The organism is Symbioplanes lichenis, from assembly GCF_030709675.1.
In the GTDB taxonomy this organism is placed as follows: Bacteria; Actinomycetota; Actinomycetes; order Mycobacteriales; family Micromonosporaceae; genus Actinoplanes; species Actinoplanes lichenis.
The window spans coordinates 243,546-257,365 of the sequence record NZ_JAUZQD010000012.1 but is presented as its reverse complement, the minus strand read 5'-3'; the positions used below and the strand labels follow the sequence as shown (position 1 = coordinate 257,365).

General features: G+C 71.5%; 8 protein-coding genes. 3 read left to right on the top strand and 5 right to left on the bottom strand.

What is annotated here, in order from left to right:
- Positions 1–25: 25 nt before the first annotated feature.
- The gene (locus RAN62_RS28190) at positions 26–2,113 is read right to left on the bottom strand and encodes a S9 family peptidase (RefSeq protein ID WP_305787801.1); all 2,088 of its coding nucleotides are present in this window, start codon (positions 2,111–2,113) and stop codon (positions 26–28) included.
- 127 nt (positions 2,114–2,240) lie between these two features.
- Between RAN62_RS28190 and RAN62_RS28185 the strand changes: the two genes are divergently transcribed.
- Positions 2,241–3,410 carry an FAD-binding oxidoreductase gene (locus RAN62_RS28185; protein WP_305787800.1) on the top strand — a complete coding sequence of 390 codons (1,170 nt, stop codon included), beginning with the start codon at positions 2,241–2,243 and terminating at the stop codon, positions 3,408–3,410.
- On the opposite strand, the gene RAN62_RS28180 is transcribed toward RAN62_RS28185, so the two are convergent.
- A complete protein-coding gene (locus tag RAN62_RS28180) occupies positions 3,407–5,386 on the bottom strand; it encodes an SDR family NAD(P)-dependent oxidoreductase (RefSeq protein ID WP_305787799.1) in 1,980 nt (659 codons plus the stop codon). The two genes, RAN62_RS28185 and RAN62_RS28180, sit on opposite strands and share 4 nt — an antisense overlap.
- Positions 5,387–5,451: 65 nt before the next feature.
- On the opposite strand from RAN62_RS28180, the gene RAN62_RS28175 reads away from it, so the two are divergent.
- Positions 5,452–5,991: a TetR/AcrR family transcriptional regulator gene (locus tag RAN62_RS28175; RefSeq protein WP_305787798.1), complete on the top strand. Its 540-nt coding sequence runs from the start codon at positions 5,452–5,454 to the stop codon at positions 5,989–5,991.
- Here the strand turns inward: RAN62_RS28175 and RAN62_RS28170 are convergent.
- From RAN62_RS28170 to RAN62_RS28160, 3 genes are read right to left on the bottom strand one after another with little or no spacing between them, the layout of a single operon-like run.
- Entirely contained in the window at positions 5,984–6,628 is a 645-nt protein-coding gene (locus RAN62_RS28170) for a dihydrofolate reductase family protein (RefSeq protein WP_438874563.1), read from the bottom strand. The genes RAN62_RS28175 and RAN62_RS28170 overlap by 8 nt on opposite strands.
- A gap of 8 nt (positions 6,629–6,636) precedes the next feature.
- Entirely contained in the window at positions 6,637–7,197 is a 561-nt protein-coding gene (locus tag RAN62_RS28165) for a dihydrofolate reductase family protein (protein ID WP_305787796.1), read from the bottom strand.
- A gap of 32 nt (positions 7,198–7,229) precedes the next feature.
- Positions 7,230–9,242, bottom strand: coding sequence for a SpoIIE family protein phosphatase (locus tag RAN62_RS28160; RefSeq protein ID WP_305787795.1), 2,013 nt, complete (start codon positions 9,240–9,242; stop codon positions 7,230–7,232).
- 179 nt (positions 9,243–9,421) lie between these two features.
- Here RAN62_RS28160 and RAN62_RS28155 point away from each other — a divergent pair, with 179 nt between their 5' ends.
- The gene (locus RAN62_RS28155) at positions 9,422–13,819 is read left to right on the top strand and encodes a hybrid sensor histidine kinase/response regulator (protein WP_305787794.1); all 4,398 of its coding nucleotides are present in this window, start codon (positions 9,422–9,424) and stop codon (positions 13,817–13,819) included.
- Position 13,820 lies beyond the last annotated feature (1 nt).

Below are 13,820 nucleotides of genomic sequence, written 5' to 3'. Positions count from 1 at the left end.
AGCGCGCGGCTCCCCCCGGACAGCATCAGGCCAGGCCGACCCGGTCGAGAGTCCAGGCGATGACGAACGCCTCTTCCTTCCACGAGTCGTAGCGCCCGCTCGGGCCGCCGTGCCCGGCGCCCATCTCGGTCTTGAGCAGGTACGACCCGTCGGGCGCGGTGGCCCGCAGCCGCGCGATCCACTTGGCCGGCTCGTGGTAGAGCACGCGGGTGTCGTTCAGGCTGGTCACGGCGAGGATCGCGGGATAGTCCAGCTTGGCGACGTTCTCGTACGGGCTGTAGGACTTCATGTACGCGTAGACGTCCGCGCTCTCCAGCGGATTGCCCCACTCCTCCCACTCCGTGACCGTCAGCGGCAGCGACGGGTCGAGGATGGAGGTCAGCGGGTCCACAAAGGGCACCTGCGCCACGATGCCGGCGAACGCGTCCGGGGCGATGTTGGCGACCGCGCCCATGAGCAGGCCACCGGCCGAGCCGCCGCGCGCCACGATCTTGTCGGCGCTGGTCCACTTCTTGCTGACCAGGCCGCGCGCGCACGCCACGAAGTCGGTGAACGTGTTCTTCTTCGTGAGCATCTTGCCGTTCTCGTACCACCGGCGGCCCATCTCACCGCCGCCCCGGACGTGCGCGATGGCGAAGACCACGCCGCGGTCCAGGAGCGACAGGCGGGCGATCGAGAAGTAGGGGTCGACGCTGTGCTCGTACGAGCCGTAGCCGTACAGGAGGAGGGGAGCCTGGCCGTCCCGGGCCGTGCCCTTGCGGGCGACGATCGAGATCGGGATGCGGGTGCCGTCGTCGCCGATGCCCCACTCGCGGAACTGCTCGTAGTCGCTCGCGTCGTAGCCGCCCAGCACCGGCTTCTGCTTGCGGAGCACCATCGCGTTGGTGATGAGGTCGACGTCGTAGATCGAGTCGGGGGTCACCAGCGACGTGTACGCGATGCGGACCAGGTTGGTGTCGTACTCCGGGTTGCCCGCCAGCCCGACGCTGTAGATCGGCTCGGGGAACTCCAGGTCGTAGCTGTCGGTGCTGCCGTCGGCGATCACGCGCAGCCCGGTGAGCCCGTCGCGCCGCAGCGAGATGACGAGGTGCCGCTGGAAGGCGTCGACGCCCTCGAGGCGGGTGCCCGGCATGTGCGGGATCAGCTCGACCCAGTCGCCGGGGTTGTCGGCCGACGTGTAGGCGAGCGCGAAGTCCTCGGCGTTCTCGTTGTGCAGCACGAGGAAGCGGTGGCCGTGGTGCTCGATCGAATATTCGACACCTTGGACGCGCTCGCGGATCACGGCCGGCTCGGCGGTGGGGTTGTCGGCCGCGATGACGCGTACCTCGGAAGTGACCTTGCTGTTGGCGTCGATGACGATGAACTTCTCGCTGCGGGTCAGCTCGACGCCCACCCAGAAGCGCTCGTCGCTCTCCTCATAGACCAGCACGTCGTCCGCCGCCGGCCTGCCGACGGTGTGGCGCCAGACACGGTACGGCCGCCAGGCCTCGTCCACTGTGATGTAGAACAACTCCGAGCCGTCCGCCGACCACGCGCTGCCGTAGAAGGTGTTCGGCACCTCGTCGGCCAGGGTCTCGCCGCTGGTCAGGTCCTTGATCTTCAGGGTGAAGCGCTCGTCGCCGGCGAAGTCCACCGAGTAGGCCACCCGGGTCCCGTCGGCGGTCAGCTCGAACGTGCCCAGCGCGAAGAACTCCTTGCCCTCGGCCAGCTCGTTGCCGTCGAGCAGCACCTCCTCGCCGGGCAGCGGGGCGCCGTCGCCGGTCGCCGGCGGGTCCACCTCGTCCGGACCGGCCGCGACCCGGCACTGGATGCCGTACTGCTTGCCCTCGACCGTGCGGGTGTAATACCAGAAACTGCCCTTGCGCTGCGGCACGGAGAGGTCGGTCTCCTGCGTGCGGCCCTTGATCTCCTCGAAGATCGTGGTGCGCAGCGGCTCGAGGTGGGCTGTCGCCCGCTCGGTGTACGCGTTCTCCGCCTCGAGGTAGGCGATGGTCTCCGGATTCTCCTTCTGGGCGAGCCAGGAGAACTCGTCCGTGACGGTGTCGCCGTGGAAGGTGCGGTCGGCGGGCACCGGGCGGACCGCGGGCGGGGTCGTGGGCATGTCGGTCGTCACGTTGCCCCACGTTACCGGGCGGTCGGTTGGTGTGGCGTGCCGTCCGCCGGACGGGTCTCCCCGGTCGATTCGAACATGTGTACGATATGCCAGAGTGGACGATCTCGGGTGGAGGGCGGGAGGGTGAATGGACTCGACGCGGCCTGGGTTGCCGGCGCGTGAGCCGTTGCTCCGTGCGCTGATCGACATCTGTGGTCCCGACTTCGCCCGGCCCGCGCGGGCCTCCGATCACGTGGCGGGCCGCCTCGCCAGCTTCGTCGCGGCGCCGGCCACCACGCGCGCCGTCGTCCGGGTGATGGGCCTCGCCGCCGAGCGGGGCCTGGCCGTCTTCCCCCGCGGCTCCGGCTCCAAGCTGGACTGGGGCGTCCCTCCGCGCGGGGTCGACCTGCTGCTCGACACCGGCCGCCTCGACGGCATCTGGCATCACGACGTGGCCGCCGCCACCGCGGAGATCGGCGCCGGCACCCCGCTCAAGGCGGTCCGGGCCGCCCTCGCCCTGCGCGGGCAGCGCCTCGCCGTCGACCCACCGTCGCCCACCGCCACCCTCGGCGGCATGCTCGCGCGCAACGAGTCCGGCCCGCTGCGCTACCGGTTCGGCACGCCCGCCGCCCAGATCGTCGCCGTCAGTTATGTGACCCGCGACGGCGACCAGGCCGAGTCCGACGGCGAGGAGGGGCGCCCGGGGATCGCCGAGATCGACGGCGTGCTGCTCTCCGCCACGGTCCGCCTGCAGCCTCTCCCGGAGGCCCGGCGCTGGGTGACCGTCCCGGTTCCCGCCGCCCGCGACGTGCCCGCCCTGGTCGGCGAGGTGCAGGCGCTCGGCGTGCGGCCCAGCGCCATCGAGCTCGACCTGCCGACCCCGGTCTCCCGCCCGCCCGGCACGCTGGCCGTGCTGATCGAGGGCGACGCCGCCGGCGCCACCCAGCGCGCCGAGCAGGTGGCCAAGGCGCTGGGCGACGGCTCGGCCGTGGCGCCGACCGCGCCGGCCTGGTGGGGGCGCTACCCGTTCCATGAGGGAGACATCGCCCTGCGGGTGACGGCGCCCCTCGAGGCGCTGCAGGCCGCGGTCTATGCCCTGAGCGACGCGACCGGCATCCCGGTCCCGGTCCGCGGCGGCGTGGTCCGCAGCGTCCTGCATGCCATGCTGCCCGGCACGATGACGCCCCGCCGGGTGGAGGGCGTGCTCGACGCCGTGCGTGGGGTGCTGCTGGCCCGTGACGGCCGGTGCGTCGCCCTCTATGCGCCGCCGGCCGTCAGCTCGCAGATCGACATGGCCCGCGTGGAGGATCTTTTCTAGGCGTCAGTCACGGTGTCGAGCCCCAGCTGCCGATTGAACCAGCCGGTGAGCTGGGCGACGGTCGTGCGGGGCAGGAGCCGGGCGGCCCAGGTGCTCGGGCGGTCGGTGGCCCGGCCGGGATAGGAGGCGGCCCGGCCCCGGAGCAGGTCATCCAGGATGCGCACGGCCACCCGGTGCGGCGGCTCAGCGCCCGCGAGGCTGCCCGCCGCGGTGGTGCCGGCGAAGAATTCGGTCGCCGTGGCGCCCGGGTGCGCGGCCATCACGTGCACGCCCGTGCCGCGCAGCTCCTCGGCGAGGGCCTCGGTGAAGGAGAGCACGAACGCCTTCGACGCGCTGTAAGCGGCCTGGTAGGGCATCGGCTGGAAGGCGGCAGTCGACGCCACGTTGACGATCGCGCCGCTGCCGTTGGCCACCATCTCGGCGCCGAGGGCGTGGGTGAGGGTCATCAGCCCGGTCACGTTGAGGCTCACCGACGTCCGCGCCGGGGCGAAGGGGCGGCTCAGGAAGGGTCCGGCCGGTCCGGCGCCGGCGTTGTTCACGAGCAGGTCGACCGAGACCGGGGCGGCGTGCAGCCGGTCCAGGACCAGGTCAGGGCCGTCGGCTGCGGCGAGGTCGGCGGCGATGACCTCCGCCCGTACGCCGAAATCGTCCCGCAGCCGGGCGGCCAGCTCCGTCAGGGCCGCCGCCGAACGCGCGACGAGGATCACGTGCGCGCCGCGCCGGGCCAGCTCCTCGGCCAGGGCGGCGCCGAGTCCCTTGGAAGCGCCGGTGACAAGCGCGGTCCGGCCCCGCAGCGGCGACCGGGGAAGCCGGCTCAATTGCAGGCGGTCGGCGACGAGAGCGGGGAGAGCGCCGGCCGGGCGGGCGGTGACGAAGGTGCGCCGCACGAGCGCCTGGGTCGCGGCCGAGGCCAAGGTCTTGTCGCGCCAGCGCACCTGGATCGGCGGCACCGGGGCGTCCTCGCCGGCCAGCCACCGCTGCGGCGCCTCCGGGTCCACGGCCAGGGCGGTGGCGACTCCGGCCAGGGCGGCGCCGCCGTCCAGCACGCTGCGCGCGGCCGCGAGACGCCGGATGCCCCCGGTGATCATGATGGGGAGCGGGGCGTCGGCCAGGATGCCCGCCGCCGCCTCGAGGAAGTAGGCCTCTCGGGCGAGGGTGCGGCCGTCGGCGGCGTACCCGTGGGTGGCCAGGCTTTCGATCGAGCCGCCGGAGAGCTCGACGAGGTCCGTGCCGTGCGCGGCGAGCAGGCCCACGACCCGGCGGGCGTCCTCCTCGGCGAAGCCGCCCCGCTGGAAGTCGGCGGTGTTGAGCTTGACCGCGACGGTGAAGTCCGGCCCGGTGCCCGCCCGGACGGCGTCGACCACGTCGAGCAGCAGCCGGGCCCGGTCCTCCAGCGACCCGCCCCACGCGTCGGTGCGGCGATTGGTCAGCGGGGAGAGGAACTGGCTGAGCAGATAGCCGTGGGCGGCATGGATCTCGACGCCGTCGAAGCCGGCCGCCCGGGCCAGCGCCGCGGCCGAGGCGAACCGGTGCACCGTCTCGGCGATCAGGGCCCGGCTCATCGGCATCGGCGTCGGATAGAGCCGGGACCAGCGGCCGGCGGCGATCGGGACGTCGGACGCCGACCAGGTGCGCCCGGTCCGGCCCGGCACGACGCGCCCGGGGTGGTTGATCTGCATCCAGACGCGCGAGCCGCCGGACCGGGCGGCCTCGGCCCAGCGCTGAAAAGGCTCCAGCGAACGCCCTTCCTCCAGCACGACGTCGCGCGGATCGGCCAGGGCGCGCGGGTCGATCATCACGTGGCCGGTCACGAGCAGTCCCGCGCCCCCGGCTGACCAGCGGCGATAGAGGCGCTCGAGCCGTTCGCCGGGCACGTTGCCCGGCTCGGCCAGGAACTCCTCCATGGCGGCCTTGGCGATCCGGTTGGGCAGGGCAGGCCCGTGTACGAGCGCCAGCGGCGCGTCCAGTGCGGTCATCGAGCGGCTCCCGGTCCGGCAATGTGTGCACTGCATACTTACCCGCCAGTGTGTACAGTGTCAACATGGAGCGGGCGACGTATCACCACGGCGACCTGGCCGCTGCTCTGCTGGCGGCCGGCCTGGAGCTGCTGGAGGCGGAAGGGGCCGATCGGCTGTCGTTGCGCGCGCTGGCCCGGGCGGCGGGCGTCTCGCCCAACGCTCCCTACCGGCACTACGCAGACAAGGAAGACCTGCTCGCGGCGCTGGCGGCCCATGGATACGCCGACGTGCGCGCGCGGCTCGCCGGGGTCACCGGCGACACGGTGCGCGACCGGCTGGTTGCGACGGTGCAGGAGGGTGTGCGGTTCGCGCTGGCCCGCCCGCAGGTCTTCCGGCTGATGGCGGGACACATCTGCAGTACGCACCCCGCGGTCCGGACCGCGATGGCGGAGCTGCAGGCGACCGTGGGGCGCACCCTGGGTGAGCCGCTGTTGCCGGGCGCGCTGGCCCTGACCCAGGGGCTCAGCACTCTCCTGATCGACGGCAGTGCCCGGCCCGGCGCCGGCGAGTCGGTCGACGCCTTCGTCGAGCGGGCCGTCCGGGGCGTGGCCGACGTCAGTTAGTGGCGGAGGGCGCGAGCGGGATGACAGAGTGGCTGAGCACGTCGGCGGCCAGGTGGCGGCCGAGCTTGGCCATGTTGCCGACCGCGTAGGAGAGGTAGGCGAACTGGCCGATCTGGGCCACGTTGGTCAGGGCCAGCTGCTCGCCGGAGAGCCGGCGGGGCAGCAGCGGCTTGCCGGCGCCCAGCATGACCGGGGCGACGGCCAGCACGATCTCGTCGAGGAGCCCGGCGTCGGCGAACTCGGCCACCAGGTCACCGCCGCCGGCCAGCCAGACGTTGCGGCCCTGGGCGGCGACCATCATGGCCTCGTGCACCCGGCGGACGTCGCCGCTGACCATGAAGATGTTGGCCTCCGGGACCAGGGGCAGGTCGCGGTGCGTGAAGACCCAGCACGGCACGTCGCCGTACATCTCGTGCCAGTTCTCCGGCTCGTCCAGTACGTTGTCGTTGCGCAGGACCCACTCGTACGTGGCGGCGCCCATCGCGAACGCGCCGACGTTGGAGAAGAAGGCGCCGAACGGGTTGTCGATGCCCTCCTCCACCTCGAAGAGCCATTCGAGCGATTCGTCCGCATCGGCCGTGAAGCCGTCGATGCTGGTCGCCGTGTAGTACTGAGTCATCGCCACGACAAACACCATGCCAGAGGTCAGGACACCGCATATCGCAGATAAGCGAATTGTCCGACCTGTTGGAGGCTGGTCAGCCGCAACCGGGCCGCCGTCAGCTTGCGCGGCAGCAGGGGAGCGCCCGCTCCGAGCGTCACCGGGGCGACGCCGAGGATCAGCTCGTCGATCAGCCCCGCGTCGGCGAAGGCGCCGGCCAGCTCGCCGCCGCCGACCACCCAGAGGTTCTTCCCGCCCGCCGCGGCGGTCATCGCCTCGTGCACCGGCCGCACGTCGCCCCGCACGAAGGTGATCGTCGCGCCCGGGATGCGGGGTAGCTCGCGATGGGTGAAGACCCAGCTCGGGGTGTCGCCGTAGTAGTTCTGCCACTTGAGCGGCTCGCCGAGCAGGCCCTCGTGCTCGAGCACCCACTCGTAGGTCGTCGCGCCCATCGCGAAGGCGCCGACCTCCGCGAAGAAGGCGCCGAAGGGGTTCTCGTCGGAGCGCTCGCCCGCGGAGTCGGCCTCGAAAAGCCAGTCGAGCGAATTGTCCGCATCAGCGATGTATCCATCGATGCTGGTCGCCGTGTAGTACTGAGTCGCCATCTCGGCACCCTCCCAGAAGGGTCTGACAGAACTCAGCCGTCGTTCCTCAGCACAAGGATCGCGATGTCGTCCCGCGGCTCCTCGACGGAGAAGTTGATCGTCGTCGACCGCAGCCGGGCCGCCATCACATCGGCCGGATAGCCGGCCAGCGGCTCCGCGGCCTGCTTGAGCCGGGCGGTGCCGAAGAGCTCCCGCCCGCGCCTCCGCTCGGTCACCCCGTCGGTGTAGAAGATCAGCGAGTCGCCCGCGTGCAGGGTCACCGCGGCGTCGGGGGAGGCGATCGTCTCCAGCAGGCCCAGCGCCGTGCCGCCCTCGCCGACGAACGACGTGCGGCCGTCCGCCCGGACCAGCACCGCCCGGTCGTGCCCGGCCAGGTGCAGACAGACCCGCAGGTCGTCGCCGTCGCGGGTGACCGAGGCCATGGCCAGCGTGCAGTAGCGCCCGCCGCCGCGCTGGACGAGCGTGCGGTTGACCCGGCAGAGGATCTCGGTCATCGGCTTGCCGTCGTCGACCAGGATCCGGATCACGTCGCGGACCAGGCCCGTCACGGTCGCCGCCTGGACGCCCTTGCCCGAGACGTCGCCGACGACCACCACCCAGCCCTCGTCGGCCGGCACGACGTCGTAGAAGTCGCCGCCGACCTCGGAACCGGTCGGCACATATTCCGCCGCGAACCCGACCCCGTCGACGTGCGGGAGGGCCGGGGGCAACAGCGAGGCTTGCAGCGTACGGGCGACCTTGCGCCTTTCGTCGTGAATACGCGCGTTGTCGATGGCGAGCGCCGCGCGCCGGGCCACATCTTCGAGCACCGCGACCTCGTCGGCGTCGTGCCGGTGCTTGGGGTGGCGGCCGACGGCGAGCGTGCCGAGCCGCTGGCCCCGGGCGACGAGCGGGACGGCGAAGCCCTCGGACGGGGTGCCGAACATCACCTGCTGACCGAGCCGGGACGCCTCCTCGAGCCGGGACAGGATCGAGTCGGGGCCGGTCTCGGAGAGCGTGCCGTGCAGCTGGGAGATGGCCGCCTCGTCGGCGTGGGTGGCCGCCGCGAGCTGCAGCCGGCCCCAGGCGTCGGTGGTGTGCACCGCGCACCACTGGCCCAGGCGCGGCACCACGAGCTGCGGGATCAGCGCCATCGTGAGGTTGACGTCGAGGCTCTGCGCCAGCAGCTCGCTCGCCTCGGCCAGGAAGGTCAGCCAGGTCTGGCGGCGCAGGTCGGCGCGGCGCAGGCGGTCGTTCTCCAGGTGCAGCGACAGCCGCTCGGCGACGATGGTGGCGAGGGGCAGGGCATAGCCGTCCGGCGAGGCGTCGAGCTCGAGCTCCCCCGCGTACGGCCGGTGCACCGCGAGTGGCACCCGGATGGTGGCCGCGTCGTCGCGCGGGGCGCGGCCGTGCCGGGCCAGCACCATGCGCCCGGAGCCGTCGCCGCGGTCGAGGCGCACGACCGCCCCGCTGGCGCCGGAGAGCCGGGCCAGCCGGACCAGCAGCTCGGTGGCGAAGTCGGCGAGGCCCTCGTCGGTGGTGCGCGACGGGTCGACCTCGAGCAGCGCGGTGAGCTCACCCACGCTGGGGGTCGGCTCGCCCTCGGTCACCGGCAGCGCGGCGGTCACCGGCGTCGCGGCCCGGTGCTCCAGCCGGAACCAGACCCCCTTGCCGGTGCCCTCGTGGACCGTGCCCCACCGGCTGGCGAAATGATCGACCAGCAGCAGGCCGCGCCCGCGCTCGGCGACCTCGCCGATGTCCGATTTCTCGTTGCGGGGGCCGACGGCCAGCTCCTCGACCGGGCCGGGCGCGAAGTCGGTGACCGTGACGGTGAGCCCGGCGTCGTCCGCGGCGACCTCGATGTCGAGCTCGGTGCCGGCGTGCACCACGGCGTTGGTCGACAGCTCGGTGGTCAGCAGCAGAGCCTCGTTGACCAGCGGCTCGAGCCCCGCCTCCTCCAGCACTGACCGCACCAGGGCGCGGGCCGCGGCCGGCGTGCGCCGGTCGTTGGGCAGGCGCACCCGCCGCACATGGGCGTTCGTCGTGGGACCCACCTCCACCGGCACGCTTGCATCCTCTCCTGTCGGCGCCCGTCTGCACAAAGCCACGTTTCGCAATGCCCCGGCCGGGCGAGCCTGTCCGGGCCCGGCGCGGTTATCCACAGGGCGCGCCCGGATCTCGCGAACATCCCGGCGGGCGAGGGATGATGGGACGCCCCGACCCGTCGGACCTGAGTGAGGACAGCATGACTGCGGCCAAGGAGGTCAGCGTCGGCATGACCGACGAGACGGCCCTGCTCGGCGAGGTGGCCGACGCGCTGCGACGGGTGCGTCGCGGTGATCTCAAAGTACGCCTCGCGCGGCGCGGCGGGACGTTCGGCGAGCTGGTCGACGCGTTCAACGAGGTCGTCTCGCTGCAGGAGCGGCAGAATCTCGACGTCCGCCGGATCAGCCGCACCGTGGGCCGTGAGGGCCGGCTGACCGACCGCCTCGACGAGGAGGGCCTCGACGGCGCGTGGGCGGACACCGTGCGCTCGGTGAATTCCCTGATCGACGATCTGGCCCGCCCGACCACCGAGATCTCCCGCGTGATCGTCGCTGTGGCCGACGGCGACCTGTCGCAGCACATGGCCCTCGAGATGGACGGGCGTCCCCTCCGGGGTGAATTCCTCCGCATCGGCCGCACGGTCAACACGATGGTGGACCAGCTGTCGTCGTTCTCCGCCGAGGTGACCCGGGTGGCCCGCGAGGTGGGCACCGAGGGCGAGCTGGGCGGCCAGGCCGACGTGCGCGGCGTCGCCGGCACCTGGAAGGACCTCACCGACTCCGTCAACACGATGGCGTCCAACCTGACCCACCAGGTGCGGTCGATCTCCCAGGTGGCGACGGCGATCTCCCGGGGCGACCTCTCGCAGAAGATCACCGTCTCGGCCCGCGGCGAGGTGGCCGAGCTGGCCGACACGATGAACGGCGTGACCGACACCCTGCGGCTCTTCGCCGAGCAGGTGACCCGGGTGGCCCGCGAGGTGGGCACCGAGGGCAAGCTGGGCGGCCAGGCCGAGGTGCCGAATGTGGCGGGCACCTGGAAGGACCTCACCGACTCGGTGAACTCCATGGCGTCGAACCTCACGAGCCAGGTCCGCAACATCGCGCAGGTGTCCACGGCCGTGGCCAAGGGCGACCTGTCGCAGAAGATCACGGTGGCCGCCCAGGGCGAGATCCTGGAGCTGAAGGACACCGTCAACACGATGGTCGACCAGCTGTCGTCCTTCGCCGACGAGGTCACGCGCGTGGCCCGCGAGGTCGGCACGGAGGGCAAGCTGGGCGGTCAGGCGCAGGTCCGGGGCGTCTCCGGCACCTGGCGCGACCTCACCGAAAACGTGAACCAGCTCGCCGCCAACCTCACCGACCAGGTCCGCAACATCTCCCAGGTGTCCACGGCCGTGGCCAAGGGCGACCTCTCGCAGAAGATCACGGTCGACGCCCAGGGCGAGATCGCCCAGCTCAAGAACACGATGAACACGATGGTGGACCAGCTGTCGTCCTTCGCCGACGAGGTGACCCGCGTGGCCCGCGAGGTCGGTTCCGAGGGCAAGCTGGGCGGCCAGGCCGAGGTCAAGGGCGTCTCCGGGACGTGGCGCGACCTCACCGACAACGTGAACTACATGGCGTCCAACCTGACCGCGCAGGTGCGCAACATCGCCTCGGTCACGACCGCCGTGGCCAAGGGCGACCTGTCACAGAAGATCACGGTCGACGCCCGCGGCGAGATCCTCGAGCTCAAGTCCACGGTCAACACCATGGTCGACCAGCTGTCGTCGTTCGCCGACGAGGTGACCCGGGTGGCCCGCGAGGTGGGCACCGAGGGCAAGCTCGGCGGTCAGGCGCAGGTGCGCGGCGTGGCCGGCACCTGGCGTGATCTGACCGACAACGTCAACTCGATGGCCTCCAACCTGACGGCCCAGGTGCGCAACATCGCCCAGGTCTCCACGGCCGTCGCCCGCGGTGACCTCTCGCAGAAGATCACGGTCGACGCCCAGGGCGAGATCCTCGAGCTCAAGATGACCGTGAACACGATGGTCGATCAGCTGTCGTCGTTCGCCGACGAGGTCACGCGCGTGGCCCGTGAGGTCGGTTCCGAGGGCAAGCTCGGCGGTCAGGCGCAGGTGCAAGGCGTGGCCGGCACGTGGCGTGACCTGACCGACAACGTCAACTCGATGGCCTCCAACCTGACCGCCCAGGTGCGCAACATCGCCTCGGTCACCACGGCCGTGGCCAAGGGCGACATGTCGCAGAAGATCACGGTCGATGCCCGGGGCGAGATCCTCGAGCTCAAGGACACGGTCAACACGATGGTCGACCAGCTGTCGTCCTTCGCCGACGAGGTCACGCGCGTGGCCCGCGAGGTCGGCATCGAGGGCAAGCTGGGCGGCCAGGCCGAGGTCAAGGGCGTGGCCGGCACCTGGCGCGACCTCACCGACAACGTCAACCAGCTCGCGTCCACGCTGACCACCCAGCTGCGCGCGATCGCCGAGGTGTCCACGGCAGTGGCCCGCGGCGACCTGACCCAGAGCGTCGCCGTCGCGGCGCAGGGCGAGGTCGCCGAGCTGAAGGACAACATCAACCAGATGATCGTGGCGCTGCGCGAGACCACGAAGGCCAACGCCGAGCAGGGCTGGCTCGACTCCAACCTGGCCCGCATCGGCGGCCTGCTGCAGGGCCAGCGGGACCTCGGCGAGGTCTGCCGCATGATCATGACCGAGGTGACGCCGCTGGTCGACGCGCAGCTCGGCGCCTTCTTCCTCATGGACAACGAGGAAGCCCAGATGCGCCTGCGGCTCGCCGCCTCCTACGGCTACGTGGCGCGCAACCACGAGGTCACGTTCGGCCCCGGCGAGGGACTGGTGGGCCAGGCCGCGGTCTCCCGGCGGACCATTCGCGTACGGGCCACGCACGACGGCGTCCTGACCATGCGCTCGGGCCTGATGTCGATGCCGCCGAACGACCTCGTCGTGCTGCCCGTGCTGTTCGAGGGCGAGATGCTCGGCGTGATCGAGTTCGCCTCGGTGGCCGTCTTCTCGGGACTGCACCTGACGTTCCTGGAGCGGCTGGTCGCCACGATCGGGATCGCCCTGAACACCATCCAGGCCAACCGGCGTACGGAGGAGTTGCTCACGCAGTCGCAGCGGCTGGCCCGCGAGATGCAGGACCAGTCCAACGAGCTGCAGCGCACCAACGCCGAGCTGGAGGACAAGGCGCAGCTGCTCAGCGAGCAGAAGGGCAACATCGAGACGAAGAACAGGGAGATCGAGCTGGCCCGGCTCGGCCTTGAGGAGAAGGCGCAGCAGCTCTCCCGGGCGTCGGCCTACAAGACGGAGTTCCTGGCCAACATGAGCCACGAGCTGCGCACCCCGCTCAACTCCCTGCTGCTCCTGGCCCGGCTGCTGGCCGACAACAGCGACCGCAACCTCACCAGCAAGCAGATCGAGTTCGCCCGGACGATCCACAGCGCCGGCTCCGACCTGCTGTCGCTGATCGACGACATCCTCGACCTCAGCAAGATCGAGGCCGGGCGGATGGACGTCGAGCCCGACCAGGTCGACTTCGATGGCGTGCGCAGCTATGTCGAGCAGGCCTTCGTGCCGCAGGCACAGGAGAAGGGCCTGGAGTTCCGGGTCGAGGTGGCGCCGGAGCTGCCCGAGTCGATCGTCACCGACGAGCAGCGGCTCCAGCAGATCCTGCGCAACCTGCTGTCCAACGCGGTCAAGTTCACCGACCACGGCTCGGTCACGCTGAGCATCTATCCGGCGCCGGCCGGCACGGACTTCGACATGCCGTCGCTGTCCGCCGCCGACCAGGTCGTCGCGTTCTCGGTCACCGACACCGGCATCGGCATCTCCGACGAGAAGCTCAGCCTCATCTTCGAGGCGTTCCAGCAGGCCGACGGCACCACCAGCCGCAAGTACGGCGGGACGGGGCTGGGCCTGTCGATCAGCCGGGAGTTCGCGGCGCTGCTCGGCGGCACGATCGTGGTGGAGTCGCGCCCGGGCGAGGGCTCGACGTTCACGCTCTACATGCCGGACGTGCCGGTGCCCGACGCCATCCCGGTGCCGAGCCTGCCCCACATGCCGGAGCAGAGCCCGGTGACCGTACGCCGGCCGTCGCTCGCCTCGCTCGACATGCCCCTGATCACGGCGCCGCAGCCGGAGCCCGAGCCGCACCCGGTCAGTCCGGCGAGCCGGCAGCTCGACGGCGCCACGGTGCTCATCGTGGACGACGACGTGCGCAACGTCTTCGCCCTGACCAGCGCCCTGGAGATGCACGGGCTCAACGTGCTCTACTCGGACAACGGGGTGGACGGCGTACGCCTGCTGGCCGAGCACCCCGAGGTCGACATCGTGCTGATGGACGCCATGATGCCCGACCAGGACGGCTACGAGACCACCCGCGGGATCCGCCGCAACCAGCGCTTCCAGGATCTCCCGGTAGTGTTCCTGACTGCCAAGGCGATGCCCGGCGACCGCGAGTCGGCGCTGGCGGCGGGGGCGAGCGACTACATCACCAAGCCCGTCGACCTGGACCAGTTGATCGAGATCATGGCCCGCTGGGTGAACGCCACCGAGGACGTCCGGGACGGAGAGTGAC

What these genes read in the sequence shown, in the direction of transcription:
- RAN62_RS28185 (WP_305787800.1), top strand. Translation starts at nt 2,241, where the DNA reads ATGGACTCGACGCGGCCTGGGTTGCCGGCGCGTGAGCCGTTGCTCCGT.
- RAN62_RS28180 (WP_305787799.1), bottom strand. Translation starts at nt 5,386, where the DNA reads ATGACCGCACTGGACGCGCCGCTGGCGCTCGTACACGGGCCTGCCCTG.
- RAN62_RS28175 (WP_305787798.1), top strand. Translation starts at nt 5,452, where the DNA reads ATGGAGCGGGCGACGTATCACCACGGCGACCTGGCCGCTGCTCTGCTG.
- RAN62_RS28170 (WP_438874563.1), bottom strand. Translation starts at nt 6,628, where the DNA reads ATGGTGTTTGTCGTGGCGATGACTCAGTACTACACGGCGACCAGCATC.
- RAN62_RS28165 (WP_305787796.1), bottom strand. Translation starts at nt 7,197, where the DNA reads ATGGCGACTCAGTACTACACGGCGACCAGCATCGATGGATACATCGCT.
- RAN62_RS28155 (WP_305787794.1), top strand. Translation starts at nt 9,422, where the DNA reads ATGACTGCGGCCAAGGAGGTCAGCGTCGGCATGACCGACGAGACGGCC.